The following is a 19,027-nucleotide window of genomic DNA, read 5'->3' on the forward strand; positions in this document are numbered from 1 at the left end:
GCTTCGTAGGAGACTGCTGATGTCACCAGGCTAGCCGGATCAGGCCCGCCAGCGCCGCCGGGAATCCGGTGAGATCATCGAGTACCAGTCGGGCTCCGGCATCGACCAGCTCGTCTGCACGGCAGGGACCGGTGGTGACCCCGACACCCGGAACACCGGCGGTCCGGGCGGCCACCATGTCCGCAACGTGGTCACCGACGTAGACGCCGACACCGTACCGGCTGATCGCAGTCGCCTTCTCCTCGGCGAAGAGGTCACCGGCCACCTCGTCGACGGTCATCCCGAGGTGGTCCAGGTGCAGCCGGGCGAGCCGGCCCAGTTTCGAGGTGACCACGACCACCCGGCCGCCCTGGCCGCGTACCGCGGCGAGGGCCTCGACCGCGCCGGGCAGCGGCACCGTCGGAGTGATCGCGTACGCCGGGTACAGCTCCCGGTACCGGGCGACCGCGGACTCGACCTGCTCCGGCGGGAACCACCGGCTGATCTCGGTCCGCAACGGCGGGCCGAGCCGGGACACCGCCGCGTCGGCGTCGACGTACACCCCCGTTTCGGCGGTCAGGGCGCGGTAGCAGGCGGCGATCCCGGGGCGGGAATCCACCAGGGTCATGTCAAGGTCGAAACCGACCACAAGAGGGGACACCGGCCGAACCTATCCGGCCGGACGTCCGACGGGCCGACCGGCCGCCGGCCGGATAGCGTGGAACGACGATGACCACCTCACTTGCCGACCAGTTGCGGAACCTGTCCGACGACTCGCTGGCCGCCCTGCTACGGCTGCGGCCGGACCTCGTCGTGCCGGTACCCGCCGACGTATCCGCGCTGGCCCTGCGCGCCCAGTCCCGGGTCTCGGTGGCCCGTGCCCTGGACGGGCTGGACCAGTTCACCCTGCGCATCCTGGACGCCGCCCGGCTGACCCGGGGCCCGGCCGACAGCGGGACCTCGGTCCGGGCGGTACTGGACCTGGCCGGCGGCACCGACCCGGCTGCCGTACGCGGCGCACTGGACCGGCTCCGGGCGCTCTTCCTGCTGTACGGCACGGAGGACGCGCTGCGGGTGGTACCCGGGGTCGACGAGGTGTCCCCGCCGTACCCGGCGGGTCTGGGCCGGCCGGCGGCGGAGCTGGACCCCCGGACGGCCGCGCTCTGCGCGGACCCGGCCCGGCTGCGCCGGACGGTGCTGGCCGCCCCACCGGCGGCGCGCAAGATCCTCGACCGGTTGGCTGCCGGCCCACCGGTCGGCACCCTCCCGCCCGGCGCCCTGCGGACCGTCCCCGCCGGGGCCGAGGCGGACCTGCCGGCCGACCAGGTCAACGGTGGGGCACCGACCGGCTCGCCGGTGCGCTGGCTGGTCGACCAGGGTCTGCTGGTGGTGATCTCCGGCGAGGGTGACGGCGCCGGGGAGGCCGCCGTCGAGCTTCCCCGCGAGCTGGGTCTGCTGCTCCGCCGGGAGAGCGGGCCGCTGGGGCCGCTGCACCCGCAGCCCCCCGCGCCGGGTGGCCCGGCCCGCGAGCCGAAGGCTGCCGACTCCGCCGGGGCCGGGCAGGCTCTGGAGGTGGTACGCCACGCCGAGGCGCTGCTGGAGGCGCTGGCCGCCGAGCCGGCACCGGTGCTGCGGTCCGGCGGGGTCGGGGTACGCGACCTGCGCCGGTTGGCGCGGACCGTCGGGGTGGACGAGCCGACCACCGCCCTGCTGCTGGAGACCACGTACGCGGCCGGGCTCGCCGGTGAGCTGGACCTGCCCGGGGCCACCACCACCCGCAGCGGTGCCGACCAGCAGGTGCTGCCCACAGCCGGTTACGAGCTGTGGCGGGCCGGTTCGCTGGCCCAGCGCTGGGAGCAGCTGGCCCGGGCCTGGCTGACCATGACCCGTCAGGTGGGGCTGGTGGGGCAGCGCGACGACCGGGACCGGCCGATCAACGCACTCTCGCCGGAGGCGGAACGCGCCGCCGCACCGGCTGCCCGCCGGGCGGTACTGGCGGTCCTCGCCGACCTGCCCGTGGGTACCGCGCCGGGGGCGGACGAGGTGCTGGCCCTGCTGGACTGGCGGGCCCCCCGACGCAGCCGGGGCCGGGAGGCGGCACACCGGGAGGTGCTGGTCGAGGCGGCCCGGCTGGGCGTGACCGGGCTGGGTGCACTCACCTCGTACGGCCGGTTGCTGCTGACCGAGCTGGCCGCTGCGGATGCCCGGGCCGCCGCCTCGGCGGACGACCCGCTGGGTATCCGCCCCGAGGCCGATATGGGCCCGGGTGAGGCGTCCACGGCGGTCCGCGCCCTCGACGCGCTGCTACCCGCCCCGGTCGACCACTTCCTCGTCCAGGCCGACCTGAGCGTGGTGGTACCCGGGCCGCCGGAGCCGACGCTCGCCGCCGAACTGGACGCGGTGACCGAGCCCGAGTCGGCGGGCGGGGCGAGCGTGCACCGGGTCACCCCGGCCAGTGTCCGGCGTGCCCTGGACGCCGGCTACTCGGCCGACGACCTGCACGGCCTGTTCCGGCGGCGGTCCCGTACCCCGGTGCCGCAGGCGTTGACGTACCTGGTGGACGACATGGCGCGCCGGCACGGCGGGCTGCGGGTCGGATCGGCGGGTGCGTACCTGCGCAGCGACGACGAGGGGCTGTTGACCGAGGTACTGGCGGACCGGCGGCTGGAGTCGCTGGGCCTGCGCCGGTTGGCGCCGACTGTGCTGGTCACCGCGTTCCAGGTGGGACGGATGCTGAACGCGTTGCGCGACGCGGGGTACGCGCCGGTCCCGGAGGACGCCACCGGGGCGGCGGTGCTGACCCGGCCGAAGGCCCGCCGGGCACCGGCCCGGGTGTCGGTGGCGAACCGGCTCGTCGACCCGCTGACCACACCGCAGTTGAGCACGCCCCGGCTGCTCGGCATCGTGGAGCAGATCCGGCGGGGGGATGCGGCGGCGCGGGCCGCCCGGCGGGTGCCGGAGACGGTACGCGGTGCCACCGGACCGAGCGGCGCGGGCAGTGTGCACGACCACACGCAGGCACTCGCGGTGCTCCAGCAGGCGGTCCGGGACAAGCTGAAGGTGTGGGTGGGGTACGTCGACGCGCACGGGGCGACCGCGTCCCGGCTGGTCCGGCCGGTGTCGATCGGTGCGGGCTACCTGCGGGCCGAGGACGAGCGCACGGAGATGCTGCACACCTTCGCGCTGCACCGGATCACGGCGGCGGTCCTGGACGAGTAGGCCGGTCCGCCCGGCGGCTGCGCCGGACCGTGCCGATGACGGAGACGGCCAGCAGCAGGGCGAAGGCGGTGCCGACGGCCTCCCCGACCGAGGCGATGAAGCCCTGCCGGAGCACCAGCCAGCCGAAGAGGAACCAGCCGACCAGTCCGACGGCGACGACCGCGTACGCCACCACGGTGGCCCGGGTCACCGGCGCGGGTGCCGGGCGGGGGTCGAAAGCGGGCAGTTCCGCGTCGTCGGTGGTCACATCCCGGTCAACTGTCACCTGTGCCTCCCGTCCACCCGTCACCAGGGTCAACAGTGACACTTCCTCAGGTGCCGGGGCGGCGCCCGATGAGTTTGACCGTCGTGCCCACCTTGCCCAACTCCCACATCCGTACCGCGTCTGCTGGCAACAAGTTGACACAGCCGTGTGAGCCGATGTCCTTGTTGTGCAGGTAGGTGGTGGTCTGGTGGAAGCCCATGCCCTGGGTGAAGTGCTGCCAGTACGGTAGCCACACCTCGTACGGGTCGGACCACTCCTTCACGTTGCGGAAGTTGATTTTGAAGGTGCCGGCCGGGGTGGCGTAGCCGGGCATGCCGGTCCGGGTCACCGTCGGCTTCATGATCACCTTGCCGTCCCGCATCGCCCAGGTGGTCTGCCGGGTCAGGTCGATGCAGAAGGTGGTACCCGAGCCGGCCTTGCAGGCCCGGACGTCCGTGGTGGCCAGCCGCTTGGCCACGTCGTACGTGGTCGGGCCGGCCCGACCGGCAGCCGGACGGATGTCGTACCGCTGCTGGAACTTCTTGATCGCGGCGCAGTCGGCGGCGGACTGCCGGCCGTCGACGGTGACCGCGCCGAACCCGCCGAGCCGGGCGAGGTAGGTCTCCACCGCCCGCTGGTGCTCGCCCTGCGGGCAGCCGCTGGCCGGTGACGTCGTCGTGGTGCGGGGTGCCGGCCGGCTAGTGGTCGGCGTCGGCGTCGGCGTCGGCTTGCTGCGCGTCGGGCCGGCCGTGGGAGTGGGACGTTTCCGCTGGTCCGGCCCGGGCGAGCCGCCCGCCCCCGTTACCTGCTCCGCGACCCGGACCGGGGTGCGGCCGGCTGCCGGATCCCCGTCGGCTCGCGACCCGGACGTACACGCTCCGGCGCCGACCAGCGTGATCGCTGCCAGGGCAAGTACCCGGACGGTGGGACGTGGATTCCTCATCTGCCCTCCCGACGCAGCCATCGTCTGCTAGACGCACAGCCGTACCCGTTCGGTTGCACGGGGTGAGGAGATTTTCTCGGCAACCTCGCCGACGTGCAAGACTGGTGGGTCGGCCCGAGGATCGTTGCGGCTGCGTAAGGCGGCTGCGTAAGGAGGCATCGGCGTGAGCGGTGGACCACTGATCGTCCAGTCCGACAAGACCCTGCTGTTGGAGGTCGACCACCCAGACGCGCAGGCCTGCCGGATGGCGATCGCGCCGTTCGCCGAGCTGGAGCGTTCCCCCGAGCACGTGCACACCTACCGGCTGACGCCGCTGGGGTTGTGGAACGCGCGGGCCGCCGGGCACGACGCCGAGGGCGTGGTGGACGCGCTGCTGCGGTTCTCCCGCTACCCGGTACCGCACGCGCTGCTGGTGGACGTCACCGAGACGATGGACCGGTACGGCCGGTTGCAGCTGGCCAACGATCCGGTGCACGGGCTGGTGCTGCGGGCGCTGGACCGGATGGTGCTGATCGAGGTCGCCAAGAGCAAGAAGCTCGCCGGGATGCTCGGCGCCCGGCTCGACGACGACACGATCGCGGTGCACCCGTCGGAGCGGGGTCGGCTGAAGCAGGCGCTACTCAAGCTCGGCTGGCCGGCCGAGGATCTGGCCGGGTACGTGGACGGCGAGGCGCACCAGATCGAGCTGGCCGAGGCCGGCAAGGACGGCCGGCCGGCGTGGGGCCTGCGGTCGTACCAGCGGGAGGCGGTCGAGGCGTTCTGGGCCGGCGGGTCGGGCGTGGTGGTGCTCCCCTGCGGCGCCGGCAAGACCATGGTCGGGGCCGCCGCGATGGCCGAGGCGAAGGCGACCACGCTGATCCTGGTCACCAACACGGTCGCCGGTCGACAGTGGAAGCGGGAACTGGTCGCGCGTACCTCGCTGACCGAGGAGGAGATCGGGGAGTACTCCGGCGAGCGCAAGGAGATCCGCCCGGTCACCATCGCGACGTACCAGGTGCTCACCTCGCGGCGCGGCGGTGCCTTCACCCACCTGGACCTGTTCGGCGCCCGCGACTGGGGTCTGGTCATCTACGACGAGGTGCACCTGCTGCCGGCACCGATCTTCCGGTTCACCGCCGACCTCCAGGCCCGCCGGCGGCTCGGCCTGACCGCCACCCTGGTCCGGGAGGACGGTCGGGAGGGCGACGTGTTCAGCCTGATCGGCCCGAAGCGGTACGACGCCCCGTGGAAGGACATCGAGTCGCAGGGCTGGATCGCCCCGGCCGAGTGTGTCGAGGTACGGGTGACACTGACCGACGCGGAGCGGCTGGCGTACGCGACGGCGGAGGCGGAGGAGCGCTACCGGGTGGCGGCGACCGCCCGGACCAAGCTGCCGGTGGTGAAGGCGCTGGTCGACCGGCACGCCGACGAGCAGGTGCTGGTGATCGGCGGGTACATCGACCAGTTGCACCAGCTCGGGGAGTTCCTGGACGCCCCGATCGTGCAGGGCTCCACCACCAACAAGGAGCGGGAACGGCTCTTCGACGCGTTCCGCTCCGGTGAGCTGCGCACCCTGGTCATCTCGAAGGTCGGCAACTTCTCCATCGACCTGCCGGAGGCGGCGGTGGCGATCCAGGTGTCCGGGACGTTCGGCTCCCGGCAGGAGGAGGCGCAGCGGCTCGGCCGGGTGCTCCGGCCCAAGGCCGACCGCCGGCAGGCGCACTTCTACACGGTGGTGTCGCGGGACACCATCGACACGGAGTACGCGGCGCACCGGCAGCGCTTCCTCGCCGAGCAGGGGTACGCCTACACGATCGTCGACGCCGACGACGTACTCGGTCCGCCGCTGCCCAGGATGGACTGACTCGCGCCGAGGCCGACCATCTCCCGCCCGCTGTCGAGCTGCTAGCAGAGACGATTCAACCCGGGCGACTTCCGGGCACGGGGTCAGGCAGCGGCGCTGAGCTTCCGCAGCACGTACTGGTTGAGGCTGATGCCCTCCTCAGCGGCGTGAATGGCAAGCTCGCGGTGCAGGCTCTCACCGACACGGAGGTTGAACTTGCCCGAGTAGCTGCGCTCGGCGAGCGGCTCCGGCACCTGCTCGCCTTGCTCCGCCATGTCGGCGACCACTTCACGCAGCAGCTCTTGGAGTCCCTGCAGCGCCTCGATCTGGGAAGGGGCCAGCCACGAGAGGGACGGAAACTCGGCGCAGGTGGCGACGAACTCGCGATCCTCGGCCGACCACGTGACGCGGTAGGTGTAGTGGGAGATCTCCGGGTGGGGTTCCGACATCACAGCGCCTCCTTCTTGTCGATCGCCTTGAGCACCTGTCGCACCTGATAAGGCTTGGCCTTGCCCTTGTCATCCTGGATGTTGACCTGCGGGTCGCCGGCCCAGGGCATCCTGAACACGGCATGGGATGTGCCGGTCTGGCGCGGTTTCCCGAAATGGTGCTCACACACCCGGTAGAGATCGTTGTACGCGATGTTCTGCTGGTTCTTCCGCATCGCTTCAACGAGCTTGGCTATGGACGGCAGTCAGAAATGGTACTACTGACGGTACCAGTCGCCAACGCACTGGGCACACGCCGGCTACGGGCCTACCCGAAGCTCCGACGCTCGACTTAACGAGTCGACGGGCCGCCGTCAGCGGCCCGTCGACCCGTGCCAGGGTCTGCCTACTTGGCGCCACCGGCGCGGAAGGCCACCCAGGCGTCGCTCATCCGGTCCGCCTGGCCCGGGGTGAACATGTTCATGCAGGAGTCCTGCGTGTAGTCCATGAAGTTGTGGATCGGGTCCAGCCCCGGGGCGGCGCAGGAGTCCGCGCCCACCGGGCAGTTGAACTGCGGAGCCGCCTCGCGCGGAGTGTCCTCGACGAAGTCACCGGAGGCGGCGCAGCCGTGGGCGAAGGTGTGCTCCAGCATCATCCAGTGCCCGACCTCGTGGGTCAGCGTGTCACCCAGGGCATACTTGCCCGCCGTACCGCCCGGCATCGACTCGTCGAGGATCACCACGCCGTCGATGTAGTCCCGGCCGGTGTTGTAGCCCTTCGGGAAGTACGCCCAGCCGAGCAGCCCACCGCCGATGTTCGCCGCGTACACGTTCAGGGTACGGGCGTCGCCGGTGTAGAGCGCCTTCTTCATGTCCCGCTCGTTCTTGCCCGGCACGACCGTGTACCAGTCGCTGTTCACCGTCCACGTCGTGTCGACGAGCGAGAACCGGAACGGCGTGTCGGCGGCGTCCGGCGCGGTACGGCCCGCGAACGAATCGTTGAGCACCTCCACCTGGTCCGCAATCATGGTGTTCCACCGCGCCGTCTCGGCGGCGGTGAGCGGGTGGTCGGAGATCATGTGGAAGACCGTGGGCACGGTGACGCTGCCGTCGGGCAGTCGCGGCGAATCCTTGATCACGCCGTAGGCGTTCGCCTCGTTCTTCGAGTACAGCTCCGGTTCCTGGGCGGTGGCACCCTCGGCCACCCGGGCCGCGCTGTGCTCGTCGGCACCCGGCTCGCACGCCTCGACACCCGGGGAGGCGGTCGTGGGCGCTGCCGTGACCACCGCTGCGGAGGCACCGCCGCCCGCCAGGAAGGTGGCGGCGGCAGCGGTGAGAACCGCCAGTCGGAAGGTGGGTCTTCTGTGCATCCTTGCACCTTTCACGCATGAGGGAAGGGAGGCGGAGCGGGATCACCGGGGGCCTCCGCGACGAGGTCAGTGACGTCGTCGTTCCGGTATGACAACACGTCGGCGGCGGCAAGAACAGCCCTCAGGGCCGGGAACGCGACAGATACCGTCCTGGTCGAAGCCCGCTACCTGCCGCTACGCCTTCCGGCTGACCCGCAGTCCGTACCGTCGCCGGCACCTCGCCAGCCGGGCACCCACCTTCCCCAGCCCTGTCCGGGGACGCCCCGCGATCCACTCCGTTTTGATCCACCGTGTTTTGATCCACTGTGTTTTCAGGAAGTCGGGCCATCGGGCCGGGGCTGACACCGCGACTACCTGGAAAACGAGAAACAGGGGGGTCGAGGCCGGGCCGGTCGCAGACAGGTGGCCAAGGCCAAGCCGGTCGCAGACAGGTGGCCAAGGCCGATCAGGGCAGAAGCGGGTGGCCGATGTCGTCCCGGCGGGACAGCCCCTCTCGCGTGCTGGCACAGACGGTGCAGCTCGACAGGCGGCGAGCCGGAGTCCTGCTGCCTGCCCGCTCCACCACACCGGTCGCCGCTTGACGAAACCCATCGGGCCCGGCGGCTGCTGGCCTCTGTCTCGGCGTTGCTACTTCTCGGCGACGAAGACGCCGCGCCCCGGACGCCCGACCAGGATCCCCCGCTCCCGCAGCGTCGCCACGGCTCGCTGAATGGTGGAGTGGGAGACGTTGTACTCGGCGGCTAGTTGTCGACCGGACGGCAGTTGAGAGCCAGGAGGGTAGGCCCCTCCCTCGATCCGGCTCAACAGGCTGTCAAGCAGTTCATCCATTGTGGGTGGAATAGGCACGAGATGGCCCCTTGCAGTCGGTTGGCCCTCCCAGTATTGATCGCAGATTCGAGACAGGCAACGCATGTAAGACGAGTGAGGTAGGTGATGATGGTTTGCCAGAGAGGACGGCGAAGTACTTGACGCAGGTATGCCAGTGTCGATAGCGTCACTGTCAGCGACGAGGTGGCCGAAGCGGTCGGTTGGCGCCTTCGTGGACGGCCCCGCGTCGCATTAGACAGCCCTGTTGCCGTACTCGCCGATCGAGGCTGCGGTGACAGGGCGGGGGTGACCCTGCCGGACCCGAACTGGCAGGGGCACCCCCTTCCATCCAGGTAACACCACCAGGGCCAAGATCACCCAAACGGAAGGTGACCCTGTCGTGCGTAGACTCCTGCGCCACCTGCTACTCGTTCGCCACCTGCCCGATCGCCGCCGGCGCCGTCCACCGGGGACAACCGCCGACCTGGTCCCGGACGGGCGCACCGCTTACCCGCCGCTGCGGCCCTGGCAGGTCCGCGAACGCTGCTTCAGCCACCGCCGCCAAGGGCTCGACCCGACCGAGGTCAACGCGTTCCTGCACCGGGTCGCCGCCGAACTCGCCGTCGCACAGACCGCGCTGGCCGCCGTCCGCGAGGAGAACACGCGCATCAAGGACGCGCTGCGGGCCTGGCAGTCCGCCCAGGCCCCCAGCGCCTACGAACTGGCCGGTCGATGAGCCTGTCGCCGGGTACCCGATGGGTGATCCACCTGCCGATCACCGTGCCCGACCTGGCCCGGGCCCGGATGTTCGCGCGGACCGCCGCCCGCGCCCTGGCCAGCCTCACCCGGGCCGTGGACACCGGAGAGGTCACGGTCTCCGAGGAGGACAGTCAGGGCGTACGCCATCGCGTGTTCTGTGACCGGCTGCTGCCCGGCGGCGGCCGGTGCGCGCTGCCCACCGACCACGCCGTGCCCTGCACCCGGCGGATCATCCGCCACCGGCGGAACACCCTCCGGTTCCATTGAGGGCCAGCCGGCCGCACTGGCGAGTGATTGCCACACTCGCTGCCGTGAATACTGCGGTCAGGAGGTCACGGTGATGTGGTCGGATGAACGGATCGGAGCATCGCGGTTGCGGTGGAGGGCGTCAGCGCTGACCGCAGGGCTGGCCACCCTGTTGGCCGGGGCGCTGGCCGGGCCCCTGTCGACCGCGTCGGCGCCGGCTTCGGCAGGACCGGTCGGGACCCTGGCGACCGAGGTGACGGCCACGGTCTGGGCGCACTCACCGACGACCGCCGAGTACCAGATCACTGGCGGCTACACCGTCAACTCCACCGGCAACCCGGTGACCATCCGCCGGACCAGCGTCGGGGCGTACACGGTCGTGCTTGAGGGCGCGGCCACCAGCGGTGGCGTCGCGCACGTCGTGGCGTACGGCGGCGGGCCGGTCCACTGCACGGTCGCTGCCTGGGGTCGCAGCCTGAGCGGGGTGGACCAGGAGATCGTGGTCCGCTGCTTCGCGGCGACCGGCGCCGCGGTGGACAGCCGGTTCGTGGCGACCTACACGAACGTGCGGCAGATCAGCCAGGGGCGGCTGGCGTACTTCTGGACCGACCAGGCGGCGCCGACCGGGGTGCGGACCATCACCCACAGCTACCGGTACGACTCGACGGGCGGGCCGATCTCCTACGAGCGGCTCGGGACCGGGCACTACCGGTTCCACATCAACCGCAACCCGGACAGCGAGTACGGGGCACCGATCTTCCCGATGACGCACGTGACCGCGTACGCCACCAGCGCGGTGCACTGCCAGACCGGTCGGCCGGACAGTCGGGACGTGTGGTGCGTCAACGCGGCCGGCAACCCGGTCGACTCGCGGTTCACCGTGACGTACGGCTCCCGGGTCGACCTGCTCGGCAGGTCCACCGGTCCCCGGTTCGCCAGCGGCACGCTCTACCGGGACACGGTCCGCGACGGCCGGATCTTCGGCGACAGCTACAACTCGACCCTCCCCGGGTACGGCGGCGCGTCCGGAACGGTGTTCGGCACCGGGCAGTACACGATGACGTTCACGGGGACGGCGACCCCCTTCGGCACCGCCTTCGTCAACGCGCACCGGGGCATGTTCGACAGCGATCCCCGTGGACACTGCGTCCTGGCCGGCTGGTCGAGCCTCGGTTCCGACACGCAGATCCGGGTCAACTGCTACCGCTACCTCGGCGTACCAGCCAACCTTGACGCCCGGGTCTCGTTCACCACCTGGCCCGCCGCCTGAGGTGTTAGGAAGTCAGACGAAAGCGATCGGACAGGCTCAGGAGGCGATTCGCTCGGACGGCGCCGCCTCCTGACCCTGCACCCCTTTGCCGGTGTTCCGGAGAACCCAGCGACCGCCCTTCGGCACCTGCACGGCCCTGGTCCACTTACGCAACTGCTGGACGCTCCGAGCCGACAGGTCCACGCTTCCACCCGCAACCTTCAGCTCAAAGGAGAGCCCTGTGGCCTTCGTCAGCTTGGCCAGCGTGCCCAACGACGGTTCGTGATCGCCGCGCTCAAGTCGGGCAATGGCTGGCTGAGTAAGTCCGGTAGTTTTGGCCAGGTCTCGCTGGGTCAGACCAGTCCTGGTGCGGTAGGCGATGACTCTGATGGCGACAGCCCGGGCGAAGGCAGTTCGGTCCCACTCGACCTGAAACTGCGGATCTTGACGATTCTCCGCAATCACCTGGTCCAAGGGCTTCATGTCGGAAAGCTTCATGACCCGTCCTCCACCTCATCCGAGCGCTGTTCCGCAATGCTGGTTGCCCGTTTGAATCCCTTGGGGTCCACCTCTGCCTCTGGGCCGATGGCACCGACGACAAGAGCCGAACCGATCTGACGGTAGAAGGCGCGCCACGGGGAGCGACCTGCACGGGGACGAAGCTCACGCAGATGGTTGGCGCCTCTGACATCCGAAGTGTGGGGATAGCCGAGCGATGGTCCAATTTCCTGGAGCTTCTTGAGGGCGTTGACGATCGCAACACGCTCGCGTGGACCGACCTTGCCGAGCTCAAGGTCAGCTTCTGGGTGGACGAGGACGGCCCAGCTCACCCAGCCAAGATAACACGCCTGGTATCAAGCTACCGAACGTCCGGTAGCCAGAGCTATCGAACGTCCGGTAGCCAGAACAGCGTCAACCGATGGGCAGTTTCGGGCCTGGAGTGAGCAGCGGGGCGAGCAGGTCACCGTGCTCGTCGACCCGCTCCAGCACCTCGTCCGGGGTGCAGTGGCGCAGCGATCGGCGGCGACGGTCGGTGCCGGCTTCGACTTCTGCCCAGGTCAGGGGCGTCGACACGGAGGGCGTCGGTTGGGCCCGAAGGGAGTAGGGCGCCACCGTGGTCTTGGCCGCGTTGTTCTGACTCCAGTCGATGAAGACCTTGCCAGGGCGGAGGTTCTTCGCCATCTTCGACACGATCAGCTTCGGGTGCGCCCGCTCCAGTTCGGCGGCGATCCGGTGGGCGTACCCGGAGACCAGGTCGGCGTCCTGGTTGCCGGCGATCGGGCAGCACAACTGCATGCCCTTCTTGCCCGAGGTCTTGGGGTAACTGTCCAGACCGTCGTCGGCGAGCCGGTCCCGCATCAGCAGCGCGACCGCGCAGCACTCGGCGAGCCCGGCCGGGGCGCCCGGGTCCAGGTCGACGACGAGCATGTCCGGGTGCCGGCCGATCTTCCACTGTGGGGTGTGCAGTTCCAGGGCGGCCAGGTTGGCCAGCCAGACCAGGGTGGGCAGGTCGTCGGCGACGACGTAGGCGATGGTCTCCCGGCCCTTGGACGATCCCGGCACGGGCAGGGTCTCCAGGCGTACCCAGTCCGGGGTGCTGGCCGGGGCGTTCTTTTCGAAGAACGACTTGTCGTCGACCCCGTTGGGGAAGCGGATCCGGGTCACCGGGCGGTCGGTCAGGTGCGGCAGGAGCACCGGGGCGATCCGGGTGTAGTAGTCGATCACCTCGCCCTTGGTGTAGCCGGCCTCGGGGAAGAGCACCTTGTCCAGGTTGGACAGGGTGAGTTCACGTCCCTCGACCTCGACGCGGGTCTTCCGGGTGTCAGCCGGCATCGTCGACCTCCTCCGGGGGTTTGTCTGGGCGCAGCCGCAGCAGCCGGGGGAAGCGCAGCCGCCCGTCCGGGGTGCGCTGGCCGTACTTCACCTCGACCACGATGGTGGGTCTTACCCAGATGGCGCCCCGGGCATCCTCCCGGGGCACGTCACGGCTGAACGGCGGGTCGGGGGTGCGCAGCGGCTCCAGTTCGGCGAGAAGCTCCCGTTCGATGGCCGCACCGATCCCGCCGCCGACCCGGCCCCGGTAGATCAGCCGACCGTCCGGTCCCGGTACCCCGACCAGCAGGCCACCGATCCGTCGGGCGCCGGGGCGCCAGCCGCCGACCACGAAGTCCCCGGTCACCTCCAGTTTGGCCTTGACCCAGTCCGGGGACCGCACGCCGGCCCGGTAGACCGAGTCGACCCGCTTGGCCATCACCCCCTCCAAGCCGTGTTCGCCGGCGGCGGTGTAGGTGGCCGGGCCGTCGGTGAAGTCCGGGGGTACCGCCCAGCGGGCCGCACCGAGCCCGAGCTCCGCCAGGGCCGCCCGGCGCCGGTGGTACGGCCACCCGGTCAGGTCCGCGCCACGCAACCGGAGCAGATCGAAGATCATGTACGTGACCGGGGCGACCGCCGCGAGCCGGGCCGCCCTGTGCCGGTCGCGGACGTGCATCCGCTCGGCCAGCGCGGTGAAGGACGGTTGACCGGTCGCCCCGAAGAGCACCACCTCTCCGTCGAGGAGCGCGTCGTCCACCTGCTGATGCAGGGTGCCCAGCTCCGGGTAGGCGGCGGTGATCTCCACGCCGGACCGGGCGTAGAGCTGCTGCCGGCCGCCGGAGATCTCGGCGAGGGCGCGTACCCCGTCCCATTTGAACTCGTACGCCCAGCCGGGGCCTGCGGGCAGCTCCCCGGTGATCGCGAGCATCGGCCGAAGCGGTGCGCCGGGCACCTCCTGACTGTAGAACGGCGCCGAACTCCTCGCGCCCGCTTCGTTCGGATGCGATCCTGGTCAATACCGGGGGAAGGGAGCGCAGATGCGGGCCATCTGGAAGGGTGCCGTCTCGTTCGGCCTGGTCTCGATCGGGGTGAAGCTCTACTCCGCGACCGAGGAGAAGGACATCCGCTTCCACCAGGTGCACCGGGCCGACGGCGGCCGGATCCGCTACAAGCGCACCTGCTCGGTCTGCGGCGAGGAGGTCACCTACGACGACATCGCCAAGGGGTACGACATCGGCGGCGGGGAGATGGTGATCCTGACCGACGAGGACTTCGCCGAGCTGCCGTTGACCAGTTCGCACGCGATCGACGTGCTGGAGTTCGTACCGGCCGAGCAGGTCGACCCGATCCTCTACAACAAGGCGTACTTCCTGGCGCCGGAGGGCGCGGCGACCAAGCCGTACGTGCTGCTGCGGGACGCGCTGCTCGACTCGGAGCGGGTGGCGATCGTCAAGGTGGCGCTGCGCCAGCGCGAGCAGCTCGCCACGTTGCGGGTCCGGGAGGGTGTGCTGCTGCTCAACACGATGCTCTGGCCGGACGAGATCCGGCAGCCCGACTTCGGTTTTCTCGGCGAGGACATCACGGTCCGCCCGCCGGAGCTGGCGATGGCCAGCTCGTTGATCGACTCGATGACCGGGGACTTCCAGCCGGACGCCTTCACCGACGACTACCGGGCAGCGTTGCAGGAGGTCATCGACGCGAAGGTGGAGGGGCGGGAGATCGTCGCGCCCGAGGAGGAGGAACGGGCGCCGGCCGCCGCGGTGGACCTGATGGCGGCGTTGAAGGCGTCCGTGGAGCGGGCCCGGACGGCCCGGGGGGAGCCGGCCGGCGGCCGGGAACCGACCCCGATCTCGGCGGCCCGCTCGGCGCAGAAGGCAGCCGGGATGAAGAGGGCCGAGGAGCAGAAGGCGGCGAAGGCACCGGCGAAGAAGGCCGCGAAGAAGACGGCGGAGAAGACCGAGGCGGAGAAGGCGCCGGCCAGGAAGACCGCCGAGAAGAAGACGACCGGGCGCAAGACTGCGGAGAAGAAGGCCACCGAGCCGGAGAAGGCGCCGGCCAAGAAGGCTGCCGGCGCCCGGAAGACGACCCGGAAGACCGCCTGACGCCGTACCCCGGCGGCAGACCCACGCAGGTCAGGGCAGCCCCAGCTTCTGGGTGACCGTCACCTTCACGATGATCCGCTGCTCACCGGACTTCCGCCGGGGGTAACGGTCCCGGCCGAGGTACTTCCGGGCCATCTTGTCGATGTGCTCGTCGGCACCCTCCTCGACGAGTTCCGCGGTGCCCTTGACCCACAGGGTCCGGAAGTCGTTGGCCCGGTCGGACACCGAGATCGCCACCGCCGGGTTGCGCTCGATGTTGCGGTACTTCACCCAGCCTTTGACGATGTTGAACAGGATGTGCTCGCCGTCGGTGTCCACCCAGACGGGGGTGACGTGCGGGGTGCCGTCGGGCTCGACCGTGCCGACGTGCGCGAGGTGCGATTCGGTCAGCAGGGCGACATCTTCTTCGGTGAGTATCGACATGGCCGAGAACCTACCCCCGCGCCGCCGACCCCGGCGGGTACCGTTGCCCCGACCTCTCGGGCGGCGACCTCCCCCCGCCCCACCACCTCTTGCAGCAGGGAGTCGACGAGTGAGCGAGCGCGTACCGGGCCAGGCGACGGAGCAGCGCCCGATGTCCAAGGCGGAGAAGCGGGCCGCCGCCAAGGCAGCCGCCGAGCGGGCCGCCGCGGCGAAACGCCGCCGCCAGGCGGTGCTCGGGGCGCTCGCCGGGTTGGCCGTCGTGGTCGTCCTGATCGGGGTGTTCGTGGCGGTCGGCCGGGGTACCGACGACAAGGCCGACCCGGCTGCCGCGCCGTCGGCCGGTACCACGGCCGAGGCGCCGCAGCAGCCGGCCGACCCCGGTTTCCCGCCGCTGCCGGCCGGCGCGGACCCGGCGCTGGGTACCAAGCCGACGGTCGCCAAGGGTACCGGCACGCTGACCAAGCTGACCGCGACCCCGCTGATCAAGGGCACCGGCCCGGCGGCCCAGGCCGGGCAGCAGATCACCGTGAACTACGTGGGTGCGTTCTACGCCACCGGTGAGGAGTTCGACGCCTCCTGGAAGCGGTCCCAGCCGTTCACCTTCCAGCTCGGCGGTGGTCAGGTGATCCCGGGCTGGGACCAGGGTCTGGTCGGCGCGACCGTGGGCAGCCGGGTACAGCTCGACATCCCCACCAAGCTGGGCTACGGCGAGAACCCGGGCGGCGGGCGGCCGGCCGGTCCGCTGCGCTTCGTCGTCGACGTCCTCGCGGTCCAGTAGGTTCACCTCGCGGTGCAACAGGTTCACCTCGCGGACGTTCTAAAGGTCACTGAGGGGTTCTCCGTGGTACCGGGCCGGGGTTAGGTTCGCAGTCGTGGCGACGAGCGACGATCCGGCCCGGTTGGCCCGACTGATGTGGACGCACTTCGAGCCGGTGCACGCGGTGACCTACTTCCACCCGCGTTCCCGGGCCGCGTACGAGGCGGTGGGGCTGCGTGGCTACTGGCGGGGTTACTTCGCCGGCCGCGCGGCCCCGCTGGGCCCGGTCGAGGCGGCGCCGGCAATCGCCGCGTTCTTCACCTTCGCCCCGGGCATGGTGTCCCGGGCGCTGCCGTCGGTGTGGAGACTGGCCACCCCGCAGGAGGCACTGCGGGCCCGGCTGACCGGGGCGGTCCAGGCGCTCGCCGAGCTGACCTACGCCCAGCCGGAGGAGCAGGTCGCCGAGGCCGCCGACCTGCTGGAGGAGGCGGCCGGGGCGCTCGACCATGCGGGCCGGGTACTCGGCGCGGTCAACGCGGCGCTGCCCCGGGCCGAATGGCCGCTGGCCCGGCTCTGGCAGGCGGCCACCACGCTGCGCGAACACCGGGGTGACGGGCACGTCGCCGGGCTGGTCGCGGCCGGGCTGGACCCGGTCGAGACGCTCGCCTGGCGGTGCAGGGTCGACCTGTCCCGGGAGGCGTTGCAGCCGCACCGGGGCTGGACCGACGAGGAGTGGGCGGCGGCCACCGAACGGCTGGTCGAGCGGTGGTGGCTGACCCGGGACGGGCAGCCGACCGAGCGGGGCCGGACCGCGTTCCGGGCGGTCGAGAACGCGACCGACGAGGCCGCCGCGAAGCCCTGGCGGGTACTGGGCCCGGAACGGACGTACCGGCTGCGGGAGCTGCTCGCCCCGATCGCCCTGGCCTGCCAGACGGTCCTGCCGGCCGGTAACCCGATCGGTCTGCCCGCGCCGGCGCCGTGAGGCGGTGCCGCCGCCGGTCGGGCAGGATGGGGCCGTGACGGATGCGGTGGTCTTCGACCTGGACGGCGTGATCGTGGACTCCGAGCCGGTCTGGGAGGAGGTCCGCCGGGCGTACGTCGCCGACCGGGGCGGGCGCTGGCTGCCGGACACCCAGCGCCGGCTGATGGGGATGAGCACCGGGGAGTGGTCGACCTACCTCAGCGCGGAACTGGGCGTGGACCGGACCCCGGAGCAGGTGGCCACCGAGGTGGTCGACGAGATGGCCCGACGCTACGCGCGGGGCGTACCGGTGATCGACGGCTCCGTGGCGGTCGTACGCCGGCTGGCCGGGCGGTGGCCGCTCGGGCTGGCGAGTTCCTCGCCGACCCGGCTGATCGCGGCGGCGCTGGAGGCGACCGGTCTCACCGACGCGTTCCGGTTCAGCCTCTCCACCGAGGAGACCGCGCGGGGCAAGCCGGCCCCGGACGTCTACCTGGCGGTGGCCGGGCGGCTCGGCGTCGATCCGGCCCGCTGCGTCGCGGTCGAGGACTCGTCGAACGGGGTACGCTCCGCCGCTGCCGCCGGGATGCGGGTGGTGGCCGTACCGCACGCCGGGTACCCGCTGGATCCGGACGCGGAGCGGCTCGCCGCGCTGGTGCTGCCAATGGTGGGTGAGTTGACCGACGCGGCGGTCGAGGGGATATAACCGATCCGCCGCATTCCTCCGGCTCGGCGCCTACCTTCGGAACCATGAAGGCTGTGGTGTACGAGGGGCCGCGTCAGGTGACCGTGGTCGATGTCGATGATCCCCGGATCGAGGATCCGAACGATGTGATCGTCAGGATCACCACTACCGCAATCTGCGGTTCCGACCTGCACATGTACGAGGGTCGGACCGAGGCGGGACCGGGCATCGTGTTCGGTCACGAGAACATGGGCGTGGTGGTGGAGACCGGGCCCGGGGTGGCCCGGATCCGCAAGGGTGACCGGGTCAGCATGCCGTTCAACGTCGCCTGCGGGTTCTGTCGCAACTGCCGGGAACAGAAGACCGGTTTCTGCCTCACCGTCAACCCCGGCTTCGCCGGTGGCGCGTACGGCTACGTGTCCATGGGCAAGTACCGGGGCGGGCAGGCCGAGTACCTGCGGGTGCCGTTCGCGAACTTCAACTGCCTGCGGCTGCCGCCCGGCACCGACCACGAGAACGACTTCGCCATGCTCGCGGACATCTTCCCGACCGGCTACCACGGGGTGGCGATGACCGGGCTGCGTCCGGGCGAGACCATCACCGTGCTGGGTGGCGGGCCGGTCGGGCTGATGGCGGCGTACTCGGCGATGCTGATGGGCGCGGCGAAGGTGTTCGTGGTCGACCGGGTGCCGTCCCGGCTGAAGCTCGCCGAGTCGATCGGCGCGGTACCGGTCGACTTCACCCGGGCCGACCCGGTCGAGCAGATCAGGGAGGCGACCGGCGGTACCGGCACCGACAAGGGGGTGGACGCGGTCGGCTACCAGGCCACCGCCGCCAGCGGCGAGGAGCAGCCCGCCTCGGTGCTGAACAGTCTGATCGAGGTGGTCCGGGCCACCGGCGCGATCGGGGTGGTCGGGTTGTACCTGGCCCACGACCCGGGCGCCCCGGACATCCACTCGCGCCACGGCGAACTGCTGGTCAAGATGGGCCGGTTCTTTGAGAAGGGCCTGCGGATGGCGACCGGGCAGGCGAACGTCAAGACGTACAACAGCTACCTGCGGGACATGATCGTCGCGGGGCGGGCGAGGCCGGGCTTCGTGGTCAGCAAGGAGCTTCCGCTGGGGCAGGCGCCGGACGCGTACGAACGCTTCGACCGACGGGAGGAGAACTACTCCAAGGTGGTGCTGAAGCCGGGCGGCTGACCGGGGACGCCACGCGCGGC

22 protein-coding genes are annotated in these 19,027 nt (G+C 71.0%); 10 read left to right on the plus strand and 12 right to left on the minus strand.

Features of this window, described 5'->3' with window-relative positions:
* Positions 1-22: 22 nt before the first annotated feature.
* On the minus strand, positions 23-640 hold the full coding sequence (locus V6U90_RS23815; protein WP_334440777.1) for an HAD family hydrolase: 618 nt from the start codon (positions 638-640) through the stop codon (positions 23-25).
* Between the two features lie 68 nt (positions 641-708).
* On the opposite strand from V6U90_RS23815, the gene V6U90_RS23820 reads away from it, so the two are divergent.
* Entirely contained in the window at positions 709-3,198 is a 2,490-nt protein-coding gene (locus V6U90_RS23820; protein WP_334440780.1) for a helicase-associated domain-containing protein, read from the plus strand.
* On the opposite strand, the gene V6U90_RS23825 is transcribed toward V6U90_RS23820, so the two are convergent.
* Both V6U90_RS23825 and V6U90_RS23830 read right to left on the minus strand, forming a co-directional pair.
* The gene (locus tag V6U90_RS23825; RefSeq protein ID WP_442933661.1) at positions 3,173-3,463 is read right to left on the minus strand and encodes a hypothetical protein; all 291 of its coding nucleotides are present in this window, start codon (positions 3,461-3,463) and stop codon (positions 3,173-3,175) included. The two genes, V6U90_RS23820 and V6U90_RS23825, sit on opposite strands and share 26 nt — an antisense overlap.
* Before the next feature lie 46 nt (positions 3,464-3,509).
* Positions 3,510-4,385 (minus strand): L,D-transpeptidase family protein, encoded by an 876-nt coding sequence (locus V6U90_RS23830; protein ID WP_334440783.1) that lies wholly within the window; start codon positions 4,383-4,385, stop codon positions 3,510-3,512.
* Positions 4,386-4,548: 163 nt separating this feature from the next.
* Between V6U90_RS23830 and V6U90_RS23835 the strand changes: the two genes are divergently transcribed.
* Entirely contained in the window at positions 4,549-6,228 is a 1,680-nt protein-coding gene (locus V6U90_RS23835) for a DNA repair helicase XPB (RefSeq protein ID WP_334440786.1), read from the plus strand.
* An 83-nt stretch (positions 6,229-6,311) separates the two neighbouring features.
* Here the strand turns inward: V6U90_RS23835 and V6U90_RS23840 are convergent, their stop codons facing one another.
* The 4 genes from V6U90_RS23840 to V6U90_RS23855 all read right to left on the minus strand — a co-directional run bounded on the left by V6U90_RS23840 (position 6,312) and on the right by V6U90_RS23855 (position 8,850).
* Positions 6,312-6,656, minus strand: a complete 345-nt coding sequence (locus V6U90_RS23840; protein WP_334440789.1) for a type II toxin-antitoxin system HicB family antitoxin — start codon at positions 6,654-6,656, stop codon at positions 6,312-6,314.
* Positions 6,656-6,871, minus strand: coding sequence for a toxin HicA (locus V6U90_RS23845; protein ID WP_334440792.1), 216 nt, complete (start codon positions 6,869-6,871; stop codon positions 6,656-6,658). Before V6U90_RS23845 ends, V6U90_RS23840 begins: the two co-directional genes overlap by 1 nt.
* A 170-nt stretch (positions 6,872-7,041) precedes the next feature.
* The gene (locus tag V6U90_RS23850) at positions 7,042-8,004 is read right to left on the minus strand and encodes a zinc metalloprotease (RefSeq protein ID WP_334440795.1); all 963 of its coding nucleotides are present in this window, start codon (positions 8,002-8,004) and stop codon (positions 7,042-7,044) included.
* Positions 8,005-8,631: 627 nt separating this feature from the next.
* Positions 8,632-8,850, minus strand: a complete 219-nt coding sequence (locus V6U90_RS23855; RefSeq protein WP_334440798.1) for a winged helix-turn-helix domain-containing protein — start codon at positions 8,848-8,850, stop codon at positions 8,632-8,634.
* Between the two features lie 445 nt (positions 8,851-9,295).
* Here V6U90_RS23855 and V6U90_RS23860 point away from each other — a divergent pair, with 445 nt between their 5' ends.
* From V6U90_RS23860 to V6U90_RS23870, 3 genes are all read left to right on the plus strand, one after another.
* Positions 9,296-9,547: a DivIVA domain-containing protein gene (locus V6U90_RS23860; RefSeq protein ID WP_334440875.1), complete on the plus strand. Its 252-nt coding sequence runs from the start codon at positions 9,296-9,298 to the stop codon at positions 9,545-9,547.
* Positions 9,544-9,837: a hypothetical protein gene (locus V6U90_RS23865; protein ID WP_334440800.1), complete on the plus strand. Its 294-nt coding sequence runs from the start codon at positions 9,544-9,546 to the stop codon at positions 9,835-9,837. Before V6U90_RS23860 ends, V6U90_RS23865 begins: the two co-directional genes overlap by 4 nt.
* Before the next feature lie 70 nt (positions 9,838-9,907).
* Positions 9,908-11,086, plus strand: coding sequence for a hypothetical protein (locus V6U90_RS23870; protein ID WP_334440802.1), 1,179 nt, complete (start codon positions 9,908-9,910; stop codon positions 11,084-11,086).
* Between the two features lie 36 nt (positions 11,087-11,122).
* Here V6U90_RS23870 and V6U90_RS23875 read toward each other — a convergent pair whose 3' ends face one another.
* The 4 genes from V6U90_RS23875 to ligD (V6U90_RS23890) form a co-directional block, all read right to left on the minus strand.
* Positions 11,123-11,563 carry a helix-turn-helix domain-containing protein gene (locus tag V6U90_RS23875; protein WP_334440805.1) on the minus strand — a complete coding sequence of 147 codons (441 nt, stop codon included), beginning with the start codon at positions 11,561-11,563 and terminating at the stop codon, positions 11,123-11,125.
* Positions 11,560-11,895, minus strand: a complete 336-nt coding sequence (locus V6U90_RS23880; protein ID WP_334440808.1) for a type II toxin-antitoxin system RelE/ParE family toxin — start codon at positions 11,893-11,895, stop codon at positions 11,560-11,562. The genes V6U90_RS23875 and V6U90_RS23880 overlap by 4 nt, the downstream gene beginning before the upstream one ends.
* 82 nt (positions 11,896-11,977) lie before the next feature.
* A complete protein-coding gene (gene ligD / locus V6U90_RS23885; protein WP_334440810.1) occupies positions 11,978-12,898 on the minus strand; it encodes a non-homologous end-joining DNA ligase in 921 nt (306 codons plus the stop codon).
* A complete protein-coding gene (gene ligD / locus V6U90_RS23890; protein ID WP_334440813.1) occupies positions 12,888-13,829 on the minus strand; it encodes a non-homologous end-joining DNA ligase in 942 nt (313 codons plus the stop codon). The genes ligD (V6U90_RS23885) and ligD (V6U90_RS23890) overlap by 11 nt, the downstream gene beginning before the upstream one ends.
* Positions 13,830-13,914: 85 nt before the next feature.
* Here ligD (V6U90_RS23890) and ku point away from each other — a divergent pair, with 85 nt between their 5' ends.
* The gene (ku, locus tag V6U90_RS23895; protein ID WP_334440816.1) at positions 13,915-14,979 is read left to right on the plus strand and encodes a non-homologous end joining protein Ku; all 1,065 of its coding nucleotides are present in this window, start codon (positions 13,915-13,917) and stop codon (positions 14,977-14,979) included.
* 30 nt (positions 14,980-15,009) lie between these two features.
* On the opposite strand, the gene V6U90_RS23900 is transcribed toward ku, so the two are convergent.
* On the minus strand, positions 15,010-15,402 hold the full coding sequence (locus tag V6U90_RS23900; protein ID WP_334440819.1) for a PPOX class F420-dependent oxidoreductase: 393 nt from the start codon (positions 15,400-15,402) through the stop codon (positions 15,010-15,012).
* Between the two features lie 109 nt (positions 15,403-15,511).
* On the opposite strand from V6U90_RS23900, the gene V6U90_RS23905 reads away from it, so the two are divergent.
* The 4 genes from V6U90_RS23905 to V6U90_RS23920 all read left to right on the plus strand — a co-directional run bounded on the left by V6U90_RS23905 (position 15,512) and on the right by V6U90_RS23920 (position 19,007).
* Positions 15,512-16,180, plus strand: coding sequence for an FKBP-type peptidyl-prolyl cis-trans isomerase (locus tag V6U90_RS23905; protein WP_442933662.1), 669 nt, complete (start codon positions 15,512-15,514; stop codon positions 16,178-16,180).
* Between the two features lie 133 nt (positions 16,181-16,313).
* On the plus strand, positions 16,314-17,141 hold the full coding sequence (locus tag V6U90_RS23910) for an SCO6745 family protein (RefSeq protein WP_334440878.1): 828 nt from the start codon (positions 16,314-16,316) through the stop codon (positions 17,139-17,141).
* Between the two features lie 34 nt (positions 17,142-17,175).
* Positions 17,176-17,826 (plus strand): HAD family hydrolase, encoded by a 651-nt coding sequence (locus V6U90_RS23915; protein WP_334440822.1) that lies wholly within the window; start codon positions 17,176-17,178, stop codon positions 17,824-17,826.
* 44 nt (positions 17,827-17,870) lie between these two features.
* Positions 17,871-19,007, plus strand: coding sequence for a glutathione-independent formaldehyde dehydrogenase (locus V6U90_RS23920; RefSeq protein WP_334440824.1), 1,137 nt, complete (start codon positions 17,871-17,873; stop codon positions 19,005-19,007).
* Positions 19,008-19,027: the final 20 nt, after the last annotated feature.

The sequence above is a fragment of the Micromonospora sp. CPCC 206060 genome (assembly GCF_036906895.1).
GTDB lineage: Bacteria > Actinomycetota > Actinomycetes > Mycobacteriales > Micromonosporaceae > Micromonospora.